Origin of the sequence: Streptomyces sp. NPDC047061, assembly GCF_040643955.1 — a bacterium.
In the GTDB taxonomy this organism is placed as follows: domain Bacteria; phylum Actinomycetota; class Actinomycetes; order Streptomycetales; family Streptomycetaceae; genus Streptomyces.
This window is the reverse complement of record NZ_JBEYVI010000050.1, coordinates 1-23,817: the sequence shown is the minus strand read 5'-3', so window position 1 is coordinate 23,817 and position 23,817 is coordinate 1. Positions and strand designations below refer to the sequence as shown.

Below are 23,817 nucleotides of genomic sequence, written 5' to 3'. Positions count from 1 at the left end.
CTCAGATCGTCGCCGTGTCGATCACGAAGCGGTAGCGGACGTCGCTGTTCACGACCCGCTCGTACGCCTCGTTGATCTGGTCGGCGCCGATGAGTTCGATCTCGGCGCCCAGCTGGTGCTCGGCGCAGAAGTCGAGCATCTCCTGGGTCTCCGGGATGCCGCCGATGCCGGAGCTGCTCAGGCTGCGGCGGTTGCCGAAGACGGAGGAGAGGAGGATGTGGACGGGCTCCTCGGGGATGCCGACGTTCACCATGGCGCCGTCGGTCTTCAGCAGCGACAGGTAGGCGTCGAAGTCGAGCGGGGCCGACACCGTGTTGAGGATGATGTCGAAGGTGCCCTTGAGATCGGCGAAGGTCTGCGGGTCGCTGGTCGCGAAGTAGTGGGTCGCGCCCAGCTTCAGGCCGTCGTCCTTCTTGCGGAGGGACTGGGAGAGGACGGTGACCTCCGCGCCGAGGGCCGCGGCGATCTTCACGCCCATGTGCCCGAGGCCGCCGAGGCCGACGACCGCGACCTTCTTGCCGGGGCCGGCGTTCCAGTGCTTGAGCGGGGAGTACGTGGTGATGCCGGCGCAGAGGAGGGGCGCCGCCACGTCGAGGGGGAGACCGTCGGGGATGCGGACGACGTAGTTCTCGTCGACGACGACCTTCTGCGCGTAGCCGCCGTAGGTGGGCTGCCCGTCCTTGCCGACGGCGTTGTACGTCCAGGTCGGGCCGCCGCCGGTGCAGTACTGCTGGAGACCGGCCTTGCAGTTGTCGCACTCACGGCAGGAGTCGACCATGCAGCCGACGCCCACCCGGTCCCCCACCGCGTACTTCGTGACACCCGGGCCGACCTCCGAGACGACGCCCGCGATCTCGTGACCGGGCACCATCGGGAAGATCGCCGTACCCCAGCCCTCCCGGGCCTGGTGGATGTCGGAGTGGCAGATACCGGCGAACTGGATGTCGATGAGGACGTCGAACTCGCCGACCGCGCGCCGCTCGATCGTGGTCCGCTCCAGCGGGGCCTTCGCGGCAGGCGCGGCGTAAGCAGCAACAGTGGTCATGAGGGGGGTTCTCCTAGAGGTGTCTTCGCACCCGGTCGCCTTCTTCCGTCCCGGGCACGTTTCCAGGCTCCTCCACGCTACGTCCGTCACCCAGCCCCCGCCTCTGCGTACGTCTGCCGTGCCTACCACTGGCGGGATCAGGTTCCGGTGCGTACGACCGTGAATACTGGACGTATGGAAGACCAGCCCCGACCCTCCACCGCCACCACCGCCTCCGCCTCCCCGTCCCTGGACCGGCGTGCCGAGCTCAGCGAGTTCCTGCGCACCCGGCGCGCCCGGCTGCGCCCCTCCGACGTGGGGCTGCCGGACTTCGGGCGGCACCGCAGGGTGCCGGGGCTCCGGCGCGAGGAGCTGGCGCAGCTGGCCGGGGTGTCGGTGGCGTACTACACGCGCCTGGAGCAGGGCAACGGGCGGAACGTGTCCGCGGAGGTGCTGGACTCGATCGCCCGCGCGCTGCGGCTCACCGACGCCGAGCACGCTCATCTCATGCATCTCGCCAAGGGCAAGCAGCACAAGAAGAAGGCGTCGGCGCGGCCGCAGCAGGTGCGCCCGGCGCTGGGCCAGCTGCTGGAGGCGATGGAGGGCGTGCCGGCGTACATCGGGGGGCGCCGCTCGGACATCCTGGCGTGGAACGGGATGACGGCCGCGGTCTTCGGTGACTGGTCGCAGCTGCCGGTCACGGAGCGCAACTGGGCGCGGCTGGTGTTCCTGCGGCCCGCGTACCGCGATCTCTTCGTCGACTGGGAGCAGAAGGCGATCGACATCGTCTGCCTGCTGCGCATGGACGCGGGCTGCTATCCCGACGACACCCGGCTGTCCGCGCTGGTGGGCGAGCTCTCGGTGAAGAGCGAGGAGTTCCGCCGGCTGTGGGCGACGCACGACGTCAAGGAGAAGAGCCACGGGGTGAAGCGGCTGCACCACCCGCTGGTGGGCGAGCTGTCCCTCAGCTACGAGTCGTTCCGGATGCCGGACGACCCGGACCAGTCCCTGGTCACGTACCACGCGGAGCCGGGCTCCGCGTCGGCCCAGGCGCTGAGCCTGCTGGCCAGCTGGGGCACCGACGCGGCCCGGGTCGCCCCGGCCCCCTGATCGACCGGCCGACTGACCGGCTGTTCGGCGGCATGGAGAACGGCCCGCCGGAAGCCGCGCTTCCGACGGGCCGCTCGCTGGGGTTCTACTCGGCGGTCTACGCGCTCACTTGCCGTAGTACGCGTTGTAGATGGAGATCGTCGACTTGTTGCCCTTCTTGTCGGCGATCTTGGCGTGGAACGAGATGGCCTTGCCCTTGGCCGGGTTCTTTACGGTGATCTTGCCGTGGCTGACCGTCAGCTTCTTCCAGGTCTGGCCGTAGTCGTACGACACCCAGACCCCGAGGGACTTCAGGTTGCGGCCGGCGGCCGCGCCCTCGACGGTGACCGGGAAGGTGACCTTCTTGCCCGCCTCGACGCGGCTGTCCAGGCCGGTCTTGGCGCCGAAGTGGACGGTGGAGGCCGGGAGCTGGGCGAGTGCGGTGCTGCCGCCCGGCTTCTTCGAGTGGAAGGTCCAGCTCGCGTCGATCCGGGTGGAGGCGGCGGCGACCTTGACCGAGCGGATGACCGAGGTGGTCAGCTTGTACTCGGCGTCGGCGGACGGCACGGTGAAGACGCTGTCACCGAACAGCGGGTCCTGGTTGGAGCCCACCTTGGTGCCGTTGCGGTAGAGGGTGGTGTTCACCGACAGGAAGTCGGAGGACCCGGCGTGCTTGGCGCCGTCGGAGAACAGCGGGACGATGCCGAAGATCTGGTTGCCGTCGCGGTACAGGCCGTACTCGGACGTCAGGTGCGGGCCGAAGACCGCGACGTTGAAGGTGTTCCGGTAGGAGTTGCCGGCCTTGTAGGTCTTCGGGTCGCCCAGCGTGTAGAAGGCGTCGGCGATCGGCAGGCCCTGGGCGTCGTGGCCGGAGTACTGCGTGGCGTCGAAGGCCCACTGGGCGTCGTCCACGGTGGAGACGTGGAAGGTACGGGTGCCGGGCAGCTTCTGCTCCACCGCGTCGCCCATGACGAGGTCCTCGCCGACCACGCCCCAGGGTGCGACCGAGCCGGTCTTGTTCGGGGCGGAGGCGCCGAAGGCGTTCTTGACGGTGGCGAGCTCACCGGTCTTGAAGTGCCGGACCTTGTCGCCCTGGATCTTCTTGACCTGGGCGCTGGTGGCGACGTCGTACTCCTCGTCGGCACCCTTGGTGAACTGGCCGCTCCAGGTCTGGGTCAGACCGCTCGCGACCTCACCGCCCAGCGGTGCGAGCCGGATGTTGGCGAAGGTGTCGAAGCCGACCCCGAACCCGATGCCGGCCGGGTCGTACATGTAGTCGACGGTCGCCGAGTGCGGGGTGGCCTGGGCGTCCGGCACGGTGATGTCGGCGGACTTGGTGGTGCGGGCGTCGATGGTGAGCGTGAGGTCCTTGGTGACGCTCAGCTTCGGGTTGACCAGCCAGTCGAGACCGCCGTCGAAGGTGGTGAAGTCCTTGGCGATCCAGGCGTCGAGCAGGTACGTGCCCTTCGGCACCCGGAAGCTGGCGGTCCCGGTGTCGGAGACGGGCACGACGTAGTCGCGGCCGTTGCCGAGGCCCGAGTAGCCCGCGAGGTCGGTGGCGTAGACACCGGTCGGGTTGCCGTCGCGCCCGATGTGCTTGACGGTGACGGTGTACGACTGCACCTCGCGCGTGACCGCGGCCGCCGTGCGGATGCTCTGCCCGCCGCCGGTCGCCGTGACGTACGCCGAGTAGGCGCCGTCGAGGGTGCCGCCCAGCTTGGTGTCGACGGTGAGGTCGACGGCGGCCGTGCCGCCCGCCGGGACGGTCACCTTGGTCGCGCCGAGCTTGAAGAAGCCGGCCGGGGCCGCCGCGCCCTTGGGGTCGGTGCCGGCCGCCGCGAGGCTGAGGGTGACGTCCTTGGTACCGGTGTTCCGGTAGGTCACCTGCTTGGTGACCGGGGTGTCGTCGGTGTGCGGCCACTGCTGCACACCGAAGTTCACCGACACCGGGTCGGCGAGCACGGTCTGCTTGATGGCCTTGTCGACGGCGATCCGGCCCGAACCCTGCTCGAACGGCGTGTACTTGCCGCCCTTCGCGGAGCCGGTCAGGGCCGCCTTCAGCTGCTGGTAACCCCAGTCGGGGTGCTCCTGCTTGAGGATGGCGGCGGCACCCGCGACGTGCGGGGTCGCCATCGACGTACCGGAGATGGTCAGGTAGCCGGGCGGGTTCTCGCCGACCTCCTGGTCGATGACGCTGCCCTTGGCCGCGGCCGCGGTGATGTCGACGCCGGGCGCGGTGACGTCCGGCTTGATGGAGCCGTCGGCGGCGGGGCCGGTGGAGGAGAAGTCGGCCAGCTTGTCGTTGCCGTCGACGGCGCCGACGGTGAGCGCGGCGGCCGCGCTGCCCGGCGAACCGATCGACTCGGGGCCCTCGTTGCCCGCGGCGATCGCGAACAGGATGCCCTTCTCGGTGGAGAGCTTGTTGACCTCGGCTTCGAGCGGGTCGATCTCCGGGGTGTCGTAGCCGCCGAGGCTGAGGTTGACGATGTCGGCGCCCTCGGCCGCCGCCCACTCCATGCCGGCGAGGATGCCGGAGTCGTCACCGGAGCCGGTGTCGTCCAGGACCTTGCCGTTGAGGATCTTCGCGCCGGGCGCGACACCCGTGTACTTGCCGTGCGACTTGGCGCCGGTGCCCGCCGCGATGGACGCGACGTGCGTGCCGTGGCCGAAGTGGTCGGTGGCGTCGGCGGCCCCGCTGAAGTTCTTGGACTCGATCACCTGGTCCTTGAGGTCCGGGTGGGTCGTGTCGATGCCGGTGTCGAGGACCGCGATCTTGACGCCCTTGCCGTTGTAGCCGGACTTCCAGGCCGTGGGCGCGCCGATCTGCGGCACGGACTTGTCGAGGCTGGCCTTGCGGACGCCGTCGAGCCAGACGTGCGCGATGCCGGCGGCGGCCTTGTTCCCGTTGGTGACCGCGTCCCAGAGCTCGGGCGTGTCCTTGACCGGGGTCTGCACGGCGTCGGCGTTGAGCGTCTTGAGGCTGTGCCGCAGGGTGCCCGCGTCCCGCACGTCGGCCCTGGTGGCCGCGGCGGCGCCGCTGTACCCGACGATGACCTTCAGGCCGTTCCTCTGCGCCCTACGGGTCGCGGCCTTGTTCAACTCGGTGACGTCGAAGAGCCGTTGGTCCAGCTTGCCGGAGGACACCAGCTGGACGGCGTCACCGGGGACGACGAGGGTGTGCCCGTCGACCTTGCTGATCCGGAAGGGTATGTGCTGGCGCCCCTCGGCCCGCTCCAGGCCGACGACGCGGCCCTTGGCGTCCAGGGCGACCCGGTCGCCGGTGATCAGGGTGACGTGGTGCTTGGCGGTGAGCGAAGAGGCGGCGGCGGCCGTGGCGGCGCGCTGTTCCGGCTTCGCCGACGCCGGGCTGGTCATGCCCGCGGCGAGCGCGACGGCTGCTGCCGTGGCCACGGTGGCCGCGGCAGCTCTTTTCACTTGTCTGCGCAAGACTCCCCCAGGAGACGGTGTGCCGGGCGAATTCCCCGTTCACCCGGCCGGGGGCAGTCTCGTACGCACATACGTCAACCCCCCGGAATACGGAGTATGCCGGGGGGTGATCAGTGGGCTCAATAGATGAGAGGCCGGTAAGAAGAGTGCGGGACAACTGTTACGCGCCGGGGTGAACACCGTTACACAACCGCGTGGTTTCACGCGGCGCGCCGGTGTTATGCGCCGGCGTTCTCCTTGACGGTGATCTTGCCCTTGCGGATGGTCGCGAGGCGCGGGGCCTTCTTCGCGATCGCGGAGTCGTGCGTGACCATGATGAAGGTCAGCCCGTGCTCCTTCCACATGCGCTCCAGTACGTCCATGATCTCGTCGCGCATGCCCTCGTCGAGGTTGCCGGTGGGCTCGTCGGCGAGCAGCACCTTGGGGTGCTTGACGAGGGCCCGGGCGATGGCGACACGCTGCTGCTGGCCGCCGGACAGCTCGGAGGGCAGGTGGCCGAGGCGCTCGCCGAGACCGACGGACGTCAGCGCCTCGGCGGCGCGCTCACGCCGTTCCTTGGTCTTGATGCCGAGCGGGACGAGGGCGGTCTCGACGTTCTCCTGGGCGGTGAGCGTCGGGATGAGGTTGAAGGACTGGAAGACGAAGCCGATGTTCTCGCTGCGGACCCGGGTCAGCTTGGTCTCGGAGAGCTTGGCCAGGTCGGTGCCGTCGAGGACGACCTCACCGGACGTCGGCCGGTCCAGGCCGCCCAGCATCTGCAGGAGGGTGGACTTGCCGCCGCCGGTGGGGCCCTGGATGACCAGGCGGTCGCCGTCGGCGATGGTGAGGTCGATGCCGTCGAGGGCGCGGACGGTGTCCTTGCCGCGTGTGTAGAGCTTGGTGACGTTTCTGAGTTCGTACATGGTGGCTCCTGGAGGGTTTCGGGGTGGGGCGGTCGGGTGTCGGCTGCGGGCCGGTGGGGGTTGCTCGCGCAGTTCCCCGCGCCCCTTTGGGGCGCCTCAGCCGCGGGCGCCTTGTCAGCTGACCCAGCTGCGGGCAGGCGTGCCGCAGGGCGGCACGGGTGGGCGCTGGGGGTCCCCCCGGCCGAAGGCTGGGGGAGGCACCCGGCCAGCGCCGGTGAGCGACACCCCCACCCCAGCCGCAGCCGACGTCAACTACTCGACCCGCCGAAGTGCATCCGCCGGCCGCAACCTGGACGCGCGCCAGCCGCCGAACGCGCCCGCGATCAGGCCGCCGGCCACCGCGAGGCCCACCGCCAGCGCGATCGTCGTCACGCTGACCGGAGCCGTGAGGGCGACCTCCAGGGTCTTCGCGGTCTGCCGGCCGGGACCGCCGCCGAAGCCGCCGCCCCCACCGCCGCCGAAGCCGCCACCACCGGTGCCGCCACCACCGCCGCTGCCGACGGAGGCGTCCAGCGTGGGGCTGATCGCGGTGACCACGTAGGCGCCGACCAGACCGAGCCCGATCCCGAGCGCACCGCCGACCAGGCCGTTGACCATGGCCTCGCCGATGACCTGCCGGGTGACCCGGCCGGACTTCCAGCCCAGCGCCTTCAGCGTGCCGAACTCACGGACGCGGCGGGAGACCGCCGAGGAGGTGAGCAGGCCGGCGACCAGGAACGCGGCCACGAGCACCGCGATGGACAGCCACTTGCCGACGTTGGTGGCGAGCGAGGACGCCGTGGAGAGGGAGCCGGAGACGGTGTCCGCGAGGTCGGCGGAGGTGGTGACCGTCGTACCCGAGACGTTGCTCTGGATGGTCTTCTTGACCGAGGAGATCTGCTTGGAGTCGGTCGCCTTGACGTAGATCGTGGTGACCTTGTTCTTCTCGTCGGCCAGCGTCTGCGCCTGCTTCAGCGGCATGTAGAGGTTGGCCGCCGCGTCACCGCTGTCGGCCGTCGCGATGCCGATGATCGTGAACTTGACCTTGTTGATCGTGACGGTCGAACCGACCTTGTACTTCTTCTCCTTGGCGAACGCCGAGTCGGCGACCAGCACCTTGGCGTTCGTCTCGGTGGTCTTGAAGGTACGGCCGCTGGTGATCTTCGACGAGGTCAGCGGGCCGACCGCGGTCTGGGTGACGTCGGTGCCGTAGACCGTGTACGAGTTGACGTCGAAGTTGGCGCCGCCGCCCTGGACCTCGCCCTGCGGCTGGCCGGTGCTGCCGCCGCCGGGGCCGCCGGCGTTGCCGCCGGAGCCCTGGTTCTGCTGGAACTGACCCCGGGTGAACTGGCCGCTGATCTTGACCACGTTGAGGTTCAGCCCGCCGACCGCGGTCGCGACGCCCTTCTGGTCGCCGACCTTGGTGACGGTGGTGGAGGCGAGGGTGCTGAAGCCCTGCACCATGACGCGGTCACTGCTCTGCGTGGACGACGAACCGTTGTTCTGCGCGTCGAAGTTGAAGCGGGGCCGCTGGGAGGCGCTCGCGGACGCCGTCGCAGCCTTGGTGACCGTCATGTCCGTACCCAGGCCGTACAGCGACTGGAGGACCTTGTCCTGGGCCTTCCCCATGCCGTTGGACACGGAGTTGACCACGATGACCAGTGCGATGCCCAGCGCGAGGCCGGAGGCGACGACGAGAGCCGCCTTTCTGCGGCGGCGCAGTTCGCGCCTCAGGTAGGTGAAGAACATGACCGCAAGGTAGGGACGCACCGTGATGGCTCGATAAGGCCTAAATAAGAGATGCATGAGAAGGCTGTACGGAGGCCAGGAATGACCCCGCACCGGGCTGTCAGCGCCGCCCGGGCACGCCGGGACCCCGGCCGGGCGGGGGAATCACCGGCCGGGGCGGCTCGAAGCCCGTCGCTCAGCGCCCGCCCAGGAGTACGTCCGCGGCGCGTTCGGCGAGCACGGTCACCGGGGCGTGGGTGTGCGCCCGTACCAGGCCGGGCATCGCGGCGGCGTCCACCACCCGCAGACCGGTCACGCCCCGGACCGCGAACGCCGGGTCGACGACGGCCTGTTGGTCCGTGCCCATCCGGCAGGTACTCACCAGGTGGTGGATGCTGCCGCCGGTGGCGCGGATGTACGCGGTGATGTCGTCGAGGTCCTCGGAGAGCGCGCCGTCCGTGAGCGGCTTGCCCAGCCACTGCGCCAGGTCGGGCTGACGCAGGATCCGCTGGGCCGCGCGGACACCCGCGACCAGGGTGCCCAGGTCCTCCCCCGCCTCGTCGCTCAGGTAGCCGGGGTCGATCAGCGGGGTGTCGTACGGGTCGGCGCTGCGCAGGGTGACGGTGCCTCGGCTGTGCGGGCGCATGAGGATGACGCCCAGGGCCATGCCGTGCGCGGCGGGCCGCTGGTGCTCGCCCAGCGGCACCACCAGGTGGACGATCTCGACGTCGGGGGCGTCGAGTTCCTCCCGGGTGCGCAGGAACAGCAGCGCCTCGGAGATGATCGAGTCCAGCGAGCCGTGGCGGTCGCGCAGGTACTGGTCGATCTGCTCGGGCGAGGTGCCCGAACCGGGCGACCAGAAGCCCTGTGCCTCGAAGGCCAGCGGGACGAGCAGATGGTCCGTCAGGTCGCGGCCCACCCCCGGCAGGTCCCGCACCACCGGGACGCCGTGCCGGGCGAGTTCCCCGGCGGGGCCCACGCCGGACCGTAGCAGCAGGTGCGGGCTGCCCACGGCGCCGGCCGACAGGATGACGTCGCGTTCGGCGCGCAGGGTCTCGGTGCCCGACTCCCCCTCGACCTCGATCCCGACCGCCCGCGTGCCCTCGAACAGCACCCGGCGCACCAGCGTGTCCGCGAGGACGGTCAGGTTGGGCCGCTCCCGGGCCGGTGTCAGATAGGCGTCGGCGGAGCTGTGCCGCAGGCCGTCGCGGTGGGTCGCGCGGGCCAGGGCGTACCCCTCCTGGACCTCGGCGGCCGGGGTGTACCCGAGGCGCGCGCAGGCGTCGACGAAGGCCGGGGTCACGGGCTGCGGATAGCGCAGTCCGGAGAGGCTGATCCGCTGCTCGGCGCGGTCGAAGTAGGGCTGCAGGTCGTCGTGGCCCCAGCCGTCCAGGCCCGCCTGCGCCCAGCCGTCGTAGTCCGCCCGGTGGCCGCGGGTCCACAGCTGGGCGTTGATCACCGAGGAGCCGCCGACCGCTTTGCCGCGCGGGATCGGTATCGCGCGGTCGCCCAGGCCGGGCTGGGGCACCGTGCTGAAGTTCCAGTCCAGGTCGCCGCCGAACAGCCGCGGGAAGAGGATCGGCACCCGCACCTCGGGGCGGGTCTCCGGAGTCCCGGTGCCCGCCTCGACGAGGAGGACCCGGGCCGTGCCGTCCGCGCTGAGCCGGTCGGCGAGCACGCAGCCGGCGGAACCGGCCCCGACGATGACGTAGTCCCACCGGCTCACCGGGCGACCGCCTCTCGGCCCCGGGCGGTGCCGTCCGGGGGCGTGGTCAGGCCCCAGGTGGTGCTCTTCCGGCGGTCCCGGGCGGTGCCTTTGCGGCGCGGGGTGTCGGCCATGACAGCTCCTTCTTGTGTGCGGAGAGTGCTGAGGGGGGTGACGGGGCGACTGCTGGGTGACCGGGCGGGCGGTGCGTCAGCGGGCCGCGGGGGCGGAGTCGGAGGGCGAGGCGGCGGTGGTGGAGGCGGGGGCGGTGGCCTGCTCCGGGGCCGCGGCGGGGCGGGCGCGCAGCACGTGCCGGAGGAGGGCGAGACCGGCCAGGATCATGACCAGGCCGCAGACGCCGTTCCAGCCGAAGGCGGAGTACGCGCGCACGCCCAGCCAGGAACCGGCGCTGCCGCCGAGGAACGCACAGGTCATGTACGCGGTGTTGAGGCGGGCGCGGGCCTCGGGGCGGAGCGCGAAGATGCGCGCCTGGTTGGCGACCTGACCGGACTGCATGGCCACGTCGAGCAGGAGCATCCCGGCGCCCAGGCCGACCAGACCGACGGCGCCGCCGAGGTGACCGGTCAGCAGCAGGGCGCCGGCGGCGATGGCGCCCACCATGCACACCAGGTTGACGACGTCGGGGCCCTGGCGGTCGGTGCGGCGCCCGGCGACCGGGGTGGCGAACATGCTGGCCGCACCCACCAGGGCGAGCACGCCGACGGCCGGGGTGCCCAGGTGGTAGGCCGGGCCGGTGATGTACAGCGCGAGGGCGGTCCAGGCGGCGCTGAAGGCGGCGAAGACCAGCACCTGGTTGAGGGCCGAGCGGCGCAGCTGCGGCTCGGTGCGCAGCAGGTGCAGGGAGGCCGCGAGCAGGGCCGGGTAGGGCTGGTCGGTGCTCGGGGTGGTGGTGGGGAGCGCGGCGGCCAGGGCCAGGGTGAGGACGAGGACCAGGCCGGCGGCGACCAGGTAGGGGGCGCGCCAGCCGAGCCACTCGCCGAGGGTGCCGGAGAAGGTGCGGGCCAGCAGGATGCCGCCGATCAGGCCCGACAGCAGGGTGCCGGTGACCGCGCCGCGGCGCTCCGGCGCGGTGAGGCCGGCCGCCATCGGGATGAGGATCTGCGGGACCACGGTGGTCAGGCCGACCAGCGCGCTGGCGACGGCGAGGACCGGCAGGGCGGTGGCGGTGCCCGCGAGCACCAGGCCGGCACAGGTCACCAGCAGCAGGGTGGTGACCAGGCCCCGGTGGCGCAGCCGGTCGCCGAGCGGGACCAGCAGGAAGATGCCGGCCGCGTAGCCGAGCTGGGCGCAGGTGACCACGACGGCCGCGGACTCCGGGGAGACGTGCAGGTCGTCGGCGATGAGCGGGCTGATCGCCTGTGGGAAGTAGATGTTGGCCACCGCGACGCCGCAGGCGACGGAGAGCAGCAGGATCAGGCGCCGGCTCAGCGTCGGCGAGGAGGGCGAGGGAGCGGAGGGAGGCCCAGCGGACACGACACACCTCTGGCGAGGAAGGGGACAGAGACAGGGAAAAGCTGAGAAGTACTGAGAGGTACTGAGAAGTGCTGAGAGGGGAGCCGAGAAGAGGGGCGGAGCCGCGAGCTCCGCACGGAACCGTTTTAACCGGTTCCTCGACGGTACCAGTAAAACCGGTTCCGAAGTAGGGTGGTTCTCATGCCCGACACACCCGCGCCCACGGCCCCCCGCTTCCGCAGCGGCGCGGGCCGGATCTGCCTGGACTTCATGCGCACGCTCCGGTTGCGCGGCATGGACGGCGCCACCGAGGAACTGGACACCCCCGAGGCCCTGACCGCCTGGGTCGCCCAGCTGGGCCCCTATCCCGACGGCACGGCCGTCCCGGCCCCGGCACCGGACGTGCTCCGCGAGGCACAGGCGCTGCGGGAGGCGGTGCACGCGCTGCTGACCGCGGCCCGCTCGCCCGCCGGCCCGGCCGGCTGCCCGCCCGGGGAACGGGAGCTGCTGAACCGGGCCGCCGCCGCGGCGCCCCCGGTCCCCGTGCTCGCCGCGGAGGGCACGATGACCTGGACCGCCGCGGACCCGGTGGGCGCGGTCCTCGCCGACATCGCGCGCGACGCGCTCGCGCTGGCGACCTCGCCCGCCCTGGACCGGGTGCGGGCCTGCTCCGGACCGCACTGCGCCGCCTGGTTCCTCGACACGTCCCGCCCGGGCAACCGCCGCTGGTGCTCGATGGAGACCTGCGGCAACCAGGCCAAGAAGCAGACCTGGCGCTCCCGGCACACGAGCCCGACCGGGGCCTGACGGGCCGTCGCCTCGGCCGCGGGCTCAGCGGGGACCGGCGGCAGGCGGTGCGGCGGGGCGGACGAAGCCCCGGTCGACGTAGACCAGCGCCTCCCGCTCCTGGGAGGTGACGCAGTCCAGGACCCGGCCGACCAGCATGCTGTGGTCGCCGCCGTCCACGACCTCGTGCATCCGGCAGGCCAGCCGGACCACCGCCCGGGGGATGCCGGGCAGTCCGCGTTCCAGGGGCTCGGTGTCGCCCGCGGCGAACCGGTCGACGCCCGAGGTCGCGAACCGCCGGGCGATCTCCGACTGGTCGTGCGCCAGGACGTTCACCATGAAGTGGCCGGCGACCGCGAACGCGGCGTGCGTACTGGCCTTCTTGTCCAGACTCACCGTCACCAGCGGCGGGTCGAGGGAGAGGGAGACGAAGGAACTCGCGGTGAATCCCCAGCGGCGTCCGCTGTCGTCGACCGTGGTGGTGACGACAACCGGGCCGGGGACCCGGGACATGGCGCGGGTGAAGCCGATTTCCTCGGCAGCTTCTTCGGCAGCGACGGACATGGGATACGGCGCCTCCTCGGGCGTGGTCTCGGTCAGGGCGTCAGGGCGTCAGGGCGTCAGGGCGTCAGGGCGTCAGGCGACGCTCGCGCGGGGGGCCGGGTCGCCGGTGGTGTCCGGGAGGAGCGAGCCGTGTCCGGCGCCGCCCAGGGCTTTGAGGAAGGAGCGGGCCCAGTGGTGGACGTCCCGCTCGCCCAGGTGCCGGCGCAGCTCCTGCATGCGGCGCCGGCCGTCCGCCGGGTCCAGGGTGAGGGCGGTGGCCATGACGTCCTGGAGTTCGTGCCGGTGGTGCGGGTTGACCAGCAGGGCCCTCGTGAGTTCCTGCGCGGCGCCCGCGAACTCGCTGAGCACCAGCGCGCCGCCCAGGTCGGGGCGGGCGGCGACGAACTCCTTCGCGACCAGGTTCATGCCGTCGCGCAGCGGTGTCACCAGCATGACGTCGGCGGCCCGGTAGAGGGCGGCGAGTTCGGTGCGGTCGACGGTGGTGTGCAGGTAGTGCACCGGTACCTGGCCGACCTGCCCGAAGGTGCCGTTGATGTGCCCGACCCGGGCCTCGATGCGGGCGCGCAGGCGCCGGTAGTGCTCGACGCGCTCCCGGCTGGGGGTGGCGATCTGGACGAGGACGGTGTCCCGGGCGGTGGCGCGGCCGTCGGCGAGGAGTCCCTCGAAGGCGCGCAGCCGCTGGTCGATGCCCTTGGTGTAGTCGAGGCGGTCGACCCCCAGCATGATCCTGCGGTGCCCGCCCAGTTGCCGGCGGAGCTGCCGGGCCCGTTCCCGTACCGTCTCGCCGTTGGCCAGCTCCTCCAGGCCGGCCGCGTCGACCGAGATCGGGAAGGCGCCGACGCGGACCTCGCGGTTGCCCACGAGGACGGTGCCGAGGACGGACGAGCGGGGCGCGTGGCCGACGCTCTCCGCCCGCCGCAGCCGGCGTACCAGGTGCAGGAAGTTCTGTGCGCCGCCGGGGAGTTGGAATCCGACCAGGTCGGCGCCGAGCAGGCCGTCGACGATCTGGCTGCGCCAGGGCAGCTGGAGGAAGAGCTCGGGCGGCGGGAACGGGATGTGCAGGAAGAAGCCGATCCGTACGTCGGGCCGCAGGGCGCGCAGCAGTTCGGGGACGAGCATCAGCTGGTAGTCCTGGACCCAGACGGTGGCCCCGGGGGCGGCGAGGGCCGCCGCGTGCCGGGCGAAGCGCTGGTTGACCCGCTGGTAGCTCTGCCACCAGCCGCGGTCGAAGTCGGGCGGCACCACCACGTCGTGGAAGAGCGGCCACAGCGTGGTGTTCGAGAAGCCCTCGTAGTACTCCCGGTACTCGGTCTCGTCCAGCGGGACCGCGTGCAGCCGGACGTCCTGGTCGGGCAGGTCCGCGGGGGCGCTGTCGGCGGTGGTGCCGGCCCAGCCCGCCCAGGCGCCCCGGCGGGTGCGCAGGATGGGTTCGAGGGCACTGACCAGTCCCCCCGGACTGCGCCGCCAGCGCGGCCCGTCCGGGCCCCGGGTGTCCAGGTGGACCGGGAGACGGTTGGCGACGACGACGAAGTCCGCGCCGGATGCGAGGGGCTGGCTGGTCCTGAGCATGTCCACGTCCTGCTTTCCCTCCTACGGGAGTGACCGCGCCCCGAAAGGGGCGCGGGGCTGCGTTCGCTGTGCGGCTCCGCCGCGTGGGCGCGACCAGCCACGACGGCCCCGCAGTTGACACACGGCCCCTACAGCGGAGCGCTTTCGCGGAAGTCGACGATCGTCTTGAGGTCAGTCGTGCTCCGGTAGTTCTTGAAGATCTCGACGAGACCCTCGTAGTCCCGGAAGCTGTGCACGGTGGAGAGCAGGCGCCTGCCGTCGACGATGCCGGACAGCAGCATCTGCATGGCCGTCTGGATCACGTTCGCGGAGTGGTGCATCGGGAACGCGGTGACGTCGAAGGGCGAGGCGCTGATGTTGATGCCCTTGGCGAGCATCAGCCAGGTGTCGAACTTCTGCATCTCCTGGGAGGCCCCGTACAGCACGTACCGGCCCTTGGGCCTGAGCCGGCGCATCGCCACCCGCCGGGGGTCCTTCTCCTCGTCCTCGACGCGCACGGTGGGCAGCGCGTCGAAGACGTAGTCGAAGGTGTTCTCGGCGACCTCCGCGATGAGCTCCTCGGGCAGGTAGGCACGCTCGGAGAAGTGTTCCGTGGCGTGCTGGTTGCGCATCGGGTTGGCGTCGACGGACACCACCTGGTTCGGGGCGAACAGGCGCCTGATGACGCTGCCGGCGATGATGCCGATCGGGCCGGTGCCCATGATGAGGACCCTGTCGCCGATCTTCGGCGGGTTGCCCAGGAGGGAGCGCAGCGCACCCGTGGTCGGCTCGATGAAGGACGCCTGCAGGTCGTCGAGGGCGTCGGGGATCTTCACGGCGGCGGCCCGCAGGTCGTCGTTGAAGTTGCGGTCGGCCCAGAACACGTCCTCCTTGACCTCGCCGGAGAAGACCGGGCGCAGCGACCGGTACTCGGCGAAACCGCCGAAGTCGGTCTGCCCCCAGTAGACGATCCGGTCGCCGATCGCGATGTCGGAGCGGGTGAACTCCGGGCCCTTCTCGACGACTTCGCCGAGGTACTCGTGCCCCAGGATCACCGGGTACTCGGAGGGGAACAGGTGCCCTTCGAAGAAGGAGATGTCGGTCGAGCAGATCGACACGCAGCGGGTGCGCAGCAGCAGGCCGTCGGCGGGCGCCGCCGGGCGCGGCACGTCGGCGAGCACGGTCTGGCGCGGGGCGAGGAGCTGAAGGGCCTTCATGGTCTGCATGGTTGTCCTTCCGGGCAGGTCGCGGTTGAGGAAGTGGGGCCGGTACCGGGGCAGGTCAGCGGCGCATGGCGAGGCCGCCGCCAAGCAGGTACCGGCCCGCCATCTCGACGTTGGTGGGCGAGAGGGTGATGTGCTTCGCGGCCGAGTGGGCGTCGCGGAAGTAGCGTTCGAGCAGGCTGCTCGCGTACAGCGAGGAGGTGCCCGCCACCGTGAACAGCGAGGTGATCGCCGCGCAGCTCAGCTCGGCCACGGTCGCCGCGGTCAGCCGGACCGTGGCGCTCAGCGCGTCGCCGCCGGTCTCGCCGTACTGCTCGGCGTGCCAGCCCGCGTCCGCGAGCAGCAGCCGCGCGGCCCGTACCTTCGCCTCGGCGCGGGCGTACCGGTCCTGCACGGTGTGGCCCGCGGCCAGCGTGGTGGTGCCCGCGGCCGGCCGCTTGGCCAGGGCGAGCCGCTGGAACTCGCGCAGCGCGCCGCGGGCCGCGCCCAGCACGGTCGACGACGAGCCGAACAGCCCGAAGTCGTAGTAGCTGATGCCGTAGCCGCGGGACGGGCGGGCGGGCGGTGCGGCGAACATGTCCCGCTGGTCGACGGTGTAGTGCCCGGCGACGAACACGTCGTCGACCTCGTAATCCTCGCTGCCGGTGCCCCGCAGGCCGAGGGTGTGCCAGGTGTCCAGCATCCGTACGGCGGACTTCGGCACGAACAGCATCCGGATCTCCGGGCCGCCGCCGTCCGTGGTGCGGGGTGCGCCGCCGGTGGTGACACGGGCCGCGCACACCAGCCAGGCGGCGTGCGCCGAACCGCTGGCGAAGCCCCAGCGGCCGGAGAGCCGGTAGCCGCCGTCGACCGCCTCGGCCGTCCCCGTCGGGTTGACCGAGCCGACGACCAACGCGTCCTGGTCCCGGAACAGTTCACGGGCCTGCGGCTCCGGCAGGTAGTCCGAGATCCGGCCGATGGCCGCCTGCACCCCCATCTGCCACGCGATCGCCGGATCGAGCCGGGCCAGTGCCTGCAGCACCTGCGACCCGGTCTCCAACGACACCTGGGCACCGCCCAGTTCACGGGAGACCAGCATCCGGGGAAACCCGGCGTCCCGCAGTGCCTCGAACACCGGGAGCGGCGAGAACCGCTGCCGCTCACCCTCCTCGCGCCACTTCTCGATGACGGGGGCGATCGCGTCGACACGGCCGAGCCAGTCGGCCGTCTGAGCCGGCACGGGTTTCCCGTCGAGCAGGGCGAGGAACTCCTCGCCCTCGTGGTCGTGGTCCATACCCACCTCCTTCAGGTCGCTCGGAGCGTAGGCAGCGCAAACACGTGTTCAATACGGGAAACCGGCCGGTAGTAGGGCCCGCGGACCGACAGCCCCGGCCCCCGCCCGCACACGGCAAAGAGCGGCACACGGGGACGGCAAGGGGCGGGCAAGGGCGAGAAAGGGCCGGCAAAGGAAGCGGGGCCGATGCGGCACGGGGAGCCGACGGGCACCCCGTGGCACCACGTTCCGGGCAGCGGAGAGGGGCGGCCCGCAGGAGAGTTCGCGGGCCGCCCCTGGACGGGCGTGGGAGGGTCAGCCTGTCTGTTCCAGCAGGCCGGCGAAGGCCAGCCACAGGTCGATGTGCTGGTGCACGGCGGCGATCAGCGCGGCCCGGCAGTGACCGGGCAGGGCGTCCGCCAGTACCGCGCCCTCGGCGCCGACGAGCGCACGGTTGTCGAGCATGCGCAGCAGGTGCCGTCCGGGGTCGGAGAAGCGGATCGAGGGGTCACGGGCGAGCACGGCGAGGGGGTCCTTGGCCAGGACGCGCCGCCGCACCGGGCGGGCCGGGGCGTCGGCGGGGCCGACCGCGGCCAGCGGCAGGGGCTCGGCGCCGGTGGTGTTCCGCCGTGCCCGGACCGGGTCCTCGCCCCGCTCCATCCGCGCCCGCACGTCCCGGGCGGTGCCCACCGACACCCCGGCCGCGGCGGCGATCCGGCGCAGTGACGCCTCCGGATGCCCGCGCAGGTACGCGGCCGCGCGCTCCCGGCCGGCGGCGGGGTCCACCGGGCGGGCCCGGCCGTCCCGTCCCACCCGGGTGTTCAACTGGGGTCCGTTCCCGGATGAACGCTGTCGCAGCGTCGCGACGGTCTTCGTGGACAGGCCGGTGGCCTGGGCGATCGCCCGGTTCGACCACGCGGGGTAGGCGGCCAGGATGCGCCGGGCGGCCGCCGACCGCTCCTGCTGGTTGAGCCGCCGCCCGTGGTGCAGGTTCGCCCGTACGGAGGCCACGAACGCCTCCCGCTCGTCGCCGTCGAAGAACCGCACCTCGATCTCCGGGCGGCCGGCCAGCATCGCCGCGGTGAGCCGGTGCATGCCGTCGACGACCCGCAGCGTGCGGCGGTCCACCAGGATCGGGGGCAGTTCGCCGAGCTCCATGAGGGATCTGGCGTAGGCCAGGTCCACGTCCTCGGCCCGGGGGGAGTCGGCGGGCGCCAGTGCGGCGACCGGCACGCTCTCCACCGGGGACGGTACCGGGTCCGGCCGGGTGGGGGGTGGGGGTGTCGTCATGGCCGGCGGTCCACGACTCCCCGGCCGAGGACGGCGAGCAGCGCAGCCACTCCGGCCGGACCGGGCACCCGCAGGTCGCAGTGGTCCCGCAGCTCCGGCACCGCCTCGTCGGGACCGGCGGGCGCGCTGTAGACGGTGGCGGCGGGCCGGCCCTGGGCGCGGCGCCGGGCCAGCAGCCGGAGCACGGGGAGGTCGGCGAGGTCGTCACCGGCGTACAGCACGGCGTGCGCGGGCCGTTCGGCGAGGAACCCGGTCAGGGCCGTGGCCTTGTCGACGCCGTCCGGCCGTACTTCGAGGACCCGGCGCCCCGCCTCGACCCGCAGCCCGAGGTCGTCGGCCAGTGCGCGCACCGGGGGTGCCAGAAGGCGCAGGGCCGCGCCGGGGTCCGGACAGCCCCGGGTGTGCACGCAGATGCTGTGCGCCTTGTCCTCGATGCGGGCGCCGGTGCCGTGCCGGGCCACCAGCGGGCGCAGTTGCCGGCGCAGCCGGTCGATCGCCGGGTGCGGCGCGGGGGTGCGCAGCCGGCCGGTGGCCGAGTCCCAGCGCTGCAGGCCGTAGTGGCCGAGCACGGTGATCCGCGGTGCGCCGGCGCCGGTGCGCAGGGCGGCCGCGGCCACCACGTATCCGGCCGGGCGGCCGGTCGCGATCACCACGCGCATCCCGTGCCGGGCGAGGGTGACGAGGGCTGTGAGGGCCTGCGGCAGCGGGCGGGCGGCGGCGGGGTCGGTGACGATCGGGGCGAGGGTGCCGTCGAAGTCGACGGCGACGACCGCCTCCTCGGGGCGGTCGAGGAGGGCCCTCAGGCCCTCGGCACCCGCGGGTGTGATTCCCGTGGTACCGGCCTTGCGTAGGGCCGGCCACAGCTCTTCGTCCGGCGTGCGGACAGGGCGAAGCGATGACGTGCTGGTCATGGGCGGTGTCTCCGTTGGCGTCCACATGTGGGATGACGGGCGCTGAGACAGCCGGGAACGTCAGCGGTCCACGGCTGGTGGCCCTCGCCCGGACGGCCGGCCGCCGGCGGCGGGCATCGGTCACCGGTGCGGAGGGAGGCGCGGAGGTTCACATAGGCGAGGAACGAGGCCTCGGGTGAGAAGGCGTCACATGGGTGGGCAGTACCGAAGACACCGGAGATCGGTGCCGGGCGGCCGCAACGGCGTCGCCTTCGGCGCGCTTTCGGCCACGGTCGTGCTGCTGCTGTACATGCTCGGACATCCCCCGTCGCGTTTTCACACGTACTTCTGCGCAGTGGCGAGTTCACAGGGCGCCGACTTCGAAGACCAGGGGAAGTTGTGGCCGACTGGACACAAGCGGCCAACTCCGCCTCCGCCGCCCGCCGTCGATCCGTTCCGGTGCCACCCGGACGCGGGGCTTCCGGTCCGCGGCGACAACCGCCGCCCCTCCGCCCGCACCCCGCCGACCTGCGGAGACAACTCCCGTCCGGTATTCCGGACTACCATCCGGCAGATTCGGGGGGCCGTACGGACCCTACCCGGATGTACAGAATTCAATGAAGCAAACGGGGAGGAAGATTGTGGACAGCAGGCCACCCGGAGACGCACGGCTCATTGACAGATCCACGGGCCTCTCCACCGCGGCCTCGGAGCTCCTCGACCAGACCGTCGGCACGCTGACGGCGCTCACGAGTCCGGACATCGCGGCGAGCTACCGGACCCTGGCCGAAACGGATGGTCCAGTTCCGCTGGCGGACGCCGACCGGCGGCTCGGCGGCCCGGGAAGCGCCGTCCGGCTGCTGGACCTGGGCCTCGCACACGTCCTGCCGCACGACCCGCCGGTCCTCGCGGCGGCGGCCCCCTTACCGGCCCTGGAAGCGGCGCTCGCCCACAAGCAGCACGAACTCAACGCCCAGTACGACATCGTCGCCCGCTCCCAGCGGGAGGCCGCACAGATACGCCGGCTCGCGCACCGGCAGGCGCAGGCGGCCACCTCGCACCGGCTGGCCCGGGTGCTCACCGACTCCGACGACATCGCGGCCCTGTCCAACACCATCGGCACGGCGGCCACCGCGGAGCATCTGACCCTGGAGACGTTCCGCTACGACCTGCCCCTGTCGGACGGCTCCGCACAGCCGCCCACGGCCGCCTCGATCGCCCGGGGCGTACGGCACCGCAGCATCTACGAGTCCGCCTTCCTGAGCGACCCGGTGGGCGCCAGGATCATCGAGCGCTGCGCCGCGGCCGGGGAGGAGATACGGCTGCTGCCGCGGCTGGAGATGAAGATGAAGGTCACCGACGGCGCCCAGGCCCTGCTTGCGCTCACCCCGACCGGTTCCAGCGCGGCCCTGCACCTGACCTCGCCGGTCGCCGTGGACGCGCTGTGCCACTACTTCGAGCTGCTGTGGCGCGACGCCCGGCCGCTGACGCTCTCCGGCTCCTCCGGCTACGGGGACCGGGAGGGGCAGCGGCACGAGATCGCCGCGCTGATGCGGCAGGGCCTCAAGGACGAGGCGATCGCCCGGCGCCTCGGGCTGACCCCGCGCACCGTGCGCCGCCGGATCAGCGAGTTCATGGAGGAACTCGCCGCCGAGACCCGCTTCGCCGCGGGCACCGAGGCCCAGCGCCGCGGCTGGTTCGACGCACCCGCCGAGTAGGCGGCGGAACGCGGAAGGCGGCCGCCCCGAGGACGGCCGCCTTCCGTGCGGATCCGTGGTGCGCGGGTGGCTCAGACGGCCGAACCGGCCTTCCAGTCCGCCCAGTTCAGGTTCCAGCCGTTGAGGCCGTTGTCGGCGGCCACGGTCTTGTCGCCGGTGTTGGAGACGACCACGACGTCACCGATGATCGAGTGCGTGTACATCCAGTAGGCGGGCGTGGTGGTGTCGTCGGCGCCCTTGGTGTCGGACAGGCCGACGCAGCCGTGGCTGGTGTTCACCGAGCCGAAGATGGACTTGGCGCCCCAGTAGTTGCCGTGCAGGAAGGTGCCGGAGCTGGTGAGGCGGATGGCGTGCGGCACGTCCTTGATGTCGTACTCGCCCTTGCCGTCGTTGTCGGTGAAGCCGACGGTCGCGCCGTTCATGCGCGTCTGCTTGTACTTCTCGGACATCACCATGATGCCGTTGTACGTTGTGTTCTCGGGCGAACCGGCCGAGATCGGGATGGTCTTGATGGTCTTGCCGTCCTCGGTGACCTTCATCTCCTTGGTCTTGGCGTCGACGTAGGAGACCTGGTTGCGGCCGATGTGGAAGGTGACCGTCTTCTGCTGGACGCCGAAGACACCGGAGGCGCCCTCGACACCGTCGAGCGCCAGCTTCAGCGTGACGGTGGAGTTCTCCTTCCAGTAGTCCTCGGGACGGCAGTCCATGCGCTGGGTGGAGAACCAGTGGCAGACGACCTCCTGGCCGCTGCTGGAGGTGACCGTGATGCCCTTCTGGACGGCGGCCTTGTTCGTGATCTGCTTGTCGAAGTTGATCGACACGGGCATGCCGACGCCGACGGTCGAGCCGTCCTCCGGGGTGAAGGTGCCTATGAAGCTGTTGGACGGGGAGACCGTGGTGAAGGACGCGTTCTCGTGCGCGACCAGGCCGGCGGAGTCCTTGGCCTCGGCGGCGACCTTGTAGGTGGTCGACCGCTCCAGCTGGGCGGAGGGCTTCCAGCTGGTCTTGTCGGCGGACAGGGCGCCGGCGACCGCGGTGCCGTCCGCGGTGGTCATGGCCACGCTGGTGAGCGTGCCCTTGCTGACGGTGACGGCGGCCGAGTTGTTGATCGACGCGTTGTCCGAGCCGTCCTTGGGTGTGATCGTGATGTCGGCCTGGGACGACTTCTTGGCCGCCGCCGCGTCCGCCTGGGACTGCGAACTCTCGCCGCCGCCGGACGCCTTGTCGTCGCTGCCGGAACACGCCGTGAGCACCAGAACACCACCGAGCAGTGCGGACGCGGCCATCAGGCCCTTGCGCCGCTTACTGTCCGTCATCACACGCTTCTCCATCGTTGCCGAGTCCGCGAACACACCGAGAGTCCCCGTCAAGAACCTTCAACGCTACGGCCGCGCCGTCCCGTTCCACATTCTTCGGATCTGTGGGGCACACCACGTCCACAGGGGCGGCCGATGCGGGAGGGGCGGGCCCGCGCGCCCTCTGAGACGACGAAACCCCGGACGGCGGTTGCCGTCCGGGGTCACCGGTTCCCCGGATCGCTCAGCCGATGCCGCCCTCTTCGTCGTCGCGCTCGTCATCATCCTCGTCGAGATCCCAGTCCGGCGAATCCGGATCGTAGGAAATCGGCTCGCTGGACCAGGAGGCCTGCTGGAGCTCGATCCCGGGCACCTCGCTGACCAGGTCGAACGGATCGACGAGATAGGCGATGGCCTCGGCGGTGTCTTCCGTCACAGCGGCCTCGGCGTGCGCCCGCTCGTCGCCCGGCAGGTCGGGATCCCCGGCGACCCGGCGCAGCGCGGCCTTGGTGACCTCGCCGGCGTCCTCGACCTCGAGGACCAGCTCCACCCGAAGCCGTACAAATCGTGATGTCTCTGGAGTGCTCATGGCGGGAGCGTACGGCCGAATCGTCCCGTGACTTTCCCGTGACCCGCGATTTTCACTAACATCGCCCCACACGGCCAATTCGCCAGCGCCACAAGGGGATCGATATTCCGTGTCATCCGCTCGCCGCCCGTTGCTGACCGCCACCGCCGCAGGCACGCTCCTGTGCGCGCTGTGGTTCGTCCCGTCCGCCAACGCGTCACAGGACGCCCCGGCGAGAACCGGCACGTCGGAGGGTACGGCGACCCGCGTCACCCAGCAGGCCCGGGCGCTGTCCGAGGCCACCTCCGAGGCGACCGGGGACGCCACCCGACTCGCCGACACCGGCAGCCCGAACACCACGCCGTACGTCGTCGGCGGCACCCTTTTCCTCGCCGTCGGCGCGGGCTTCGTGGTGTATTCGGTCCGCCGCGAACGGCTGGAATTTTAAATAACTTGACCGGCCTTTGACCCAACGCTCACAGTCGCCCCATGAAGAGATCATCGGGCGTGCGGATCCGCGCCCTCGCCGTCGGCGGCGCGCTGTCCCTCGCCCTCATCACGGGCTGCTCCGGCGGAAGTTCCGAGGACACCGCGGGCACCGCGCGGGAGGCGTCCACCGTCAGGGCGCTGAGCACCGGGGAGTTGAAGCAGCGGATCCTCGCGCAGGGCGAGGTGGACGGCTACAAGGTCAACGCGATCGGCGAAGCCGCGCCGGACCGGAGCACCATCAAGTCCAGCGACGCCGAGTGCCGCCCGCTGGCCTACGTCCTCACCGGCCTCGCCCCGGCCGAACCGGCCACCGAGATCGGCCGCACGGTACGCGAGGACAAGAAGGACCCCACCGACGACGCGACCTCCCTCGGCGACATGGCCGACGGCACGTTCGAGAGCGCGCTCAAGGACTCCCTGAACCTGGACATCACCTCCCTCTCCCTGTCGTCGTACGACGGGAACGGAGCCCGGGACGCCCTCCAGGCGCTCTCGACCGCCCTCAAGACGTGCACCACGGGCTTCACGGGCGGCACCTCCGGCGACGAACAGAAGGTCACCGAGGTGAAGCCGACCAAGGCGTCGGGACTGGGCGACGAGTCGGTCGCCTTCACCGCGACCACCGACATGGACGGCGACAAGGGCCCCCTCCACGCCGAGGTCGTCCGCCACGGCAACACGGTCGCCACGTACTTCACGATGAACATCGGCGCGATGATGGCCGGGAAGACGTACACCGTGCCACCGTCGGTGATCAAGGCCCAGTCAGCCAAGCTGAAGTAGATTGCGCAGTTCCCCGCGCCCCTTTGGGGCCCTGGAGGCGCCCTGCGTCGAAGGCGCGGGCGAC

The 23,817-nt window shown here is 71.6% G+C and carries 19 protein-coding genes; 5 read left to right on the top strand and 14 right to left on the bottom strand.

What is annotated here, in order from left to right; all coding sequences use genetic code 11:
- Window position 1 precedes the first annotated feature (1 nt).
- Entirely contained in the window at window positions 2-1,045 is a 1,044-nt protein-coding gene (locus ABZ887_RS43745) for an NAD(P)-dependent alcohol dehydrogenase (protein WP_361303481.1), read from the bottom strand.
- Window positions 1,046-1,219: 174 nt separating this feature from the next.
- Here ABZ887_RS43745 and ABZ887_RS43740 point away from each other — a divergent pair, with 174 nt between their 5' ends.
- Window positions 1,220-2,134: a helix-turn-helix transcriptional regulator gene (locus tag ABZ887_RS43740; RefSeq protein WP_361303478.1), complete on the top strand. Its 915-nt coding sequence runs from the start codon at window positions 1,220-1,222 to the stop codon at window positions 2,132-2,134.
- A gap of 105 nt (window positions 2,135-2,239) precedes the next feature.
- Here the strand turns inward: ABZ887_RS43740 and ABZ887_RS43735 are convergent, their stop codons facing one another.
- The 5 genes from ABZ887_RS43735 to ABZ887_RS43715 form a co-directional block, all read right to left on the bottom strand.
- The gene (locus tag ABZ887_RS43735) at window positions 2,240-5,488 is read right to left on the bottom strand and encodes a S8 family peptidase (RefSeq protein ID WP_361303627.1); all 3,249 of its coding nucleotides are present in this window, start codon (window positions 5,486-5,488) and stop codon (window positions 2,240-2,242) included.
- A 290-nt stretch (window positions 5,489-5,778) separates the two neighbouring features.
- On the bottom strand, window positions 5,779-6,462 hold the full coding sequence (locus tag ABZ887_RS43730; protein WP_361303475.1) for an ABC transporter ATP-binding protein: 684 nt from the start codon (window positions 6,460-6,462) through the stop codon (window positions 5,779-5,781).
- Window positions 6,463-6,714: 252 nt separating this feature from the next.
- Window positions 6,715-8,190: an ABC transporter permease gene (locus ABZ887_RS43725; RefSeq protein WP_361303472.1), complete on the bottom strand. Its 1,476-nt coding sequence runs from the start codon at window positions 8,188-8,190 to the stop codon at window positions 6,715-6,717.
- A gap of 175 nt (window positions 8,191-8,365) precedes the next feature.
- Window positions 8,366-9,895, bottom strand: a complete 1,530-nt coding sequence (locus ABZ887_RS43720) for a GMC family oxidoreductase N-terminal domain-containing protein (protein ID WP_361303470.1) — start codon at window positions 9,893-9,895, stop codon at window positions 8,366-8,368.
- A gap of 189 nt (window positions 9,896-10,084) precedes the next feature.
- The gene (locus ABZ887_RS43715) at window positions 10,085-11,368 is read right to left on the bottom strand and encodes an MFS transporter (RefSeq protein ID WP_361303467.1); all 1,284 of its coding nucleotides are present in this window, start codon (window positions 11,366-11,368) and stop codon (window positions 10,085-10,087) included.
- A 180-nt stretch (window positions 11,369-11,548) separates the two neighbouring features.
- Here ABZ887_RS43715 and ABZ887_RS43710 point away from each other — a divergent pair, with 180 nt between their 5' ends.
- Window positions 11,549-12,154 carry an ABATE domain-containing protein gene (locus tag ABZ887_RS43710; RefSeq protein WP_361303464.1) on the top strand — a complete coding sequence of 202 codons (606 nt, stop codon included), beginning with the start codon at window positions 11,549-11,551 and terminating at the stop codon, window positions 12,152-12,154.
- Window positions 12,155-12,178: 24 nt separating this feature from the next.
- Here ABZ887_RS43710 and ABZ887_RS43705 read toward each other — a convergent pair whose 3' ends face one another.
- The 6 genes from ABZ887_RS43705 to otsB all read right to left on the bottom strand — a co-directional run bounded on the left by ABZ887_RS43705 (window position 12,179) and on the right by otsB (window position 18,921).
- Complete coding sequence (locus ABZ887_RS43705) at window positions 12,179-12,697, bottom strand: flavin reductase family protein (RefSeq protein WP_361303461.1); 519 nt, start codon at window positions 12,695-12,697, stop codon at window positions 12,179-12,181.
- A 72-nt stretch (window positions 12,698-12,769) separates the two neighbouring features.
- On the bottom strand, window positions 12,770-14,266 hold the full coding sequence (locus ABZ887_RS43700) for a trehalose-6-phosphate synthase (RefSeq protein WP_361303458.1): 1,497 nt from the start codon (window positions 14,264-14,266) through the stop codon (window positions 12,770-12,772).
- A 128-nt stretch (window positions 14,267-14,394) separates the two neighbouring features.
- A complete protein-coding gene (locus ABZ887_RS43695; RefSeq protein WP_361303455.1) occupies window positions 14,395-15,471 on the bottom strand; it encodes an alcohol dehydrogenase catalytic domain-containing protein in 1,077 nt (358 codons plus the stop codon).
- Window positions 15,472-15,526: 55 nt separating this feature from the next.
- Window positions 15,527-16,741 carry an acyl-CoA dehydrogenase family protein gene (locus ABZ887_RS43690; protein ID WP_361303452.1) on the bottom strand — a complete coding sequence of 405 codons (1,215 nt, stop codon included), beginning with the start codon at window positions 16,739-16,741 and terminating at the stop codon, window positions 15,527-15,529.
- Window positions 16,742-17,035: 294 nt separating this feature from the next.
- Window positions 17,036-18,010, bottom strand: coding sequence for a ParB/RepB/Spo0J family partition protein (locus tag ABZ887_RS43685; RefSeq protein ID WP_361303449.1), 975 nt, complete (start codon window positions 18,008-18,010; stop codon window positions 17,036-17,038).
- The gene (otsB, locus tag ABZ887_RS43680) at window positions 18,007-18,921 is read right to left on the bottom strand and encodes a trehalose-phosphatase (protein WP_361303446.1); all 915 of its coding nucleotides are present in this window, start codon (window positions 18,919-18,921) and stop codon (window positions 18,007-18,009) included. The genes ABZ887_RS43685 and otsB overlap by 4 nt, the downstream gene beginning before the upstream one ends.
- A 620-nt stretch (window positions 18,922-19,541) precedes the next feature.
- Between otsB and ABZ887_RS43675 the strand changes: the two genes are divergently transcribed.
- Entirely contained in the window at window positions 19,542-20,618 is a 1,077-nt protein-coding gene (locus ABZ887_RS43675; protein WP_361303443.1) for a helix-turn-helix domain-containing protein, read from the top strand.
- A 71-nt stretch (window positions 20,619-20,689) separates the two neighbouring features.
- Here the strand turns inward: ABZ887_RS43675 and ABZ887_RS43670 are convergent, their stop codons facing one another.
- Window positions 20,690-21,934 (bottom strand): Ig-like domain-containing protein, encoded by a 1,245-nt coding sequence (locus tag ABZ887_RS43670; RefSeq protein WP_361303440.1) that lies wholly within the window; start codon window positions 21,932-21,934, stop codon window positions 20,690-20,692.
- Window positions 21,935-22,157: 223 nt separating this feature from the next.
- Window positions 22,158-22,502, bottom strand: a complete 345-nt coding sequence (locus tag ABZ887_RS43665) for a hypothetical protein (protein WP_361303437.1) — start codon at window positions 22,500-22,502, stop codon at window positions 22,158-22,160.
- A gap of 109 nt (window positions 22,503-22,611) precedes the next feature.
- Here ABZ887_RS43665 and ABZ887_RS43660 point away from each other — a divergent pair, with 109 nt between their 5' ends.
- A complete protein-coding gene (locus tag ABZ887_RS43660) occupies window positions 22,612-22,929 on the top strand; it encodes an LAETG motif-containing sortase-dependent surface protein (RefSeq protein ID WP_361303434.1) in 318 nt (105 codons plus the stop codon).
- A gap of 41 nt (window positions 22,930-22,970) precedes the next feature.
- Window positions 22,971-23,753 (top strand): hypothetical protein, encoded by a 783-nt coding sequence (locus ABZ887_RS43655; protein WP_361303431.1) that lies wholly within the window; start codon window positions 22,971-22,973, stop codon window positions 23,751-23,753.
- Window positions 23,754-23,817: the final 64 nt, after the last annotated feature.

What these genes read in the sequence shown, in the direction of transcription:
- ABZ887_RS43745 (WP_361303481.1), bottom strand. Translation starts at nt 1,045, where the DNA reads ATGACCACTGTTGCTGCTTACGCCGCGCCTGCCGCGAAGGCCCCGCTG.
- ABZ887_RS43740 (WP_361303478.1), top strand. Translation starts at nt 1,220, where the DNA reads ATGGAAGACCAGCCCCGACCCTCCACCGCCACCACCGCCTCCGCCTCC.
- ABZ887_RS43735 (WP_361303627.1), bottom strand. Translation starts at nt 5,488, where the DNA reads ATGACCAGCCCGGCGTCGGCGAAGCCGGAACAGCGCGCCGCCACGGCC.
- ABZ887_RS43730 (WP_361303475.1), bottom strand. Translation starts at nt 6,462, where the DNA reads ATGTACGAACTCAGAAACGTCACCAAGCTCTACACACGCGGCAAGGAC.
- ABZ887_RS43725 (WP_361303472.1), bottom strand. Translation starts at nt 8,190, where the DNA reads ATGTTCTTCACCTACCTGAGGCGCGAACTGCGCCGCCGCAGAAAGGCG.
- ABZ887_RS43710 (WP_361303464.1), top strand. Translation starts at nt 11,549, where the DNA reads ATGCCCGACACACCCGCGCCCACGGCCCCCCGCTTCCGCAGCGGCGCG.
- ABZ887_RS43705 (WP_361303461.1), bottom strand. Translation starts at nt 12,697, where the DNA reads ATGTCCGTCGCTGCCGAAGAAGCTGCCGAGGAAATCGGCTTCACCCGC.
- ABZ887_RS43700 (WP_361303458.1), bottom strand. Translation starts at nt 14,266, where the DNA reads ATGCTCAGGACCAGCCAGCCCCTCGCATCCGGCGCGGACTTCGTCGTC.
- ABZ887_RS43695 (WP_361303455.1), bottom strand. Translation starts at nt 15,471, where the DNA reads ATGCAGACCATGAAGGCCCTTCAGCTCCTCGCCCCGCGCCAGACCGTG.
- ABZ887_RS43690 (WP_361303452.1), bottom strand. Translation starts at nt 16,741, where the DNA reads ATGGACCACGACCACGAGGGCGAGGAGTTCCTCGCCCTGCTCGACGGG.
- ABZ887_RS43685 (WP_361303449.1), bottom strand. Translation starts at nt 18,010, where the DNA reads ATGACGACACCCCCACCCCCCACCCGGCCGGACCCGGTACCGTCCCCG.
- otsB (WP_361303446.1), bottom strand. Translation starts at nt 18,921, where the DNA reads ATGACCAGCACGTCATCGCTTCGCCCTGTCCGCACGCCGGACGAAGAG.
- ABZ887_RS43670 (WP_361303440.1), bottom strand. Translation starts at nt 21,934, where the DNA reads ATGACGGACAGTAAGCGGCGCAAGGGCCTGATGGCCGCGTCCGCACTG.
- ABZ887_RS43665 (WP_361303437.1), bottom strand. Translation starts at nt 22,502, where the DNA reads ATGAGCACTCCAGAGACATCACGATTTGTACGGCTTCGGGTGGAGCTG.
- ABZ887_RS43655 (WP_361303431.1), top strand. Translation starts at nt 22,971, where the DNA reads ATGAAGAGATCATCGGGCGTGCGGATCCGCGCCCTCGCCGTCGGCGGC.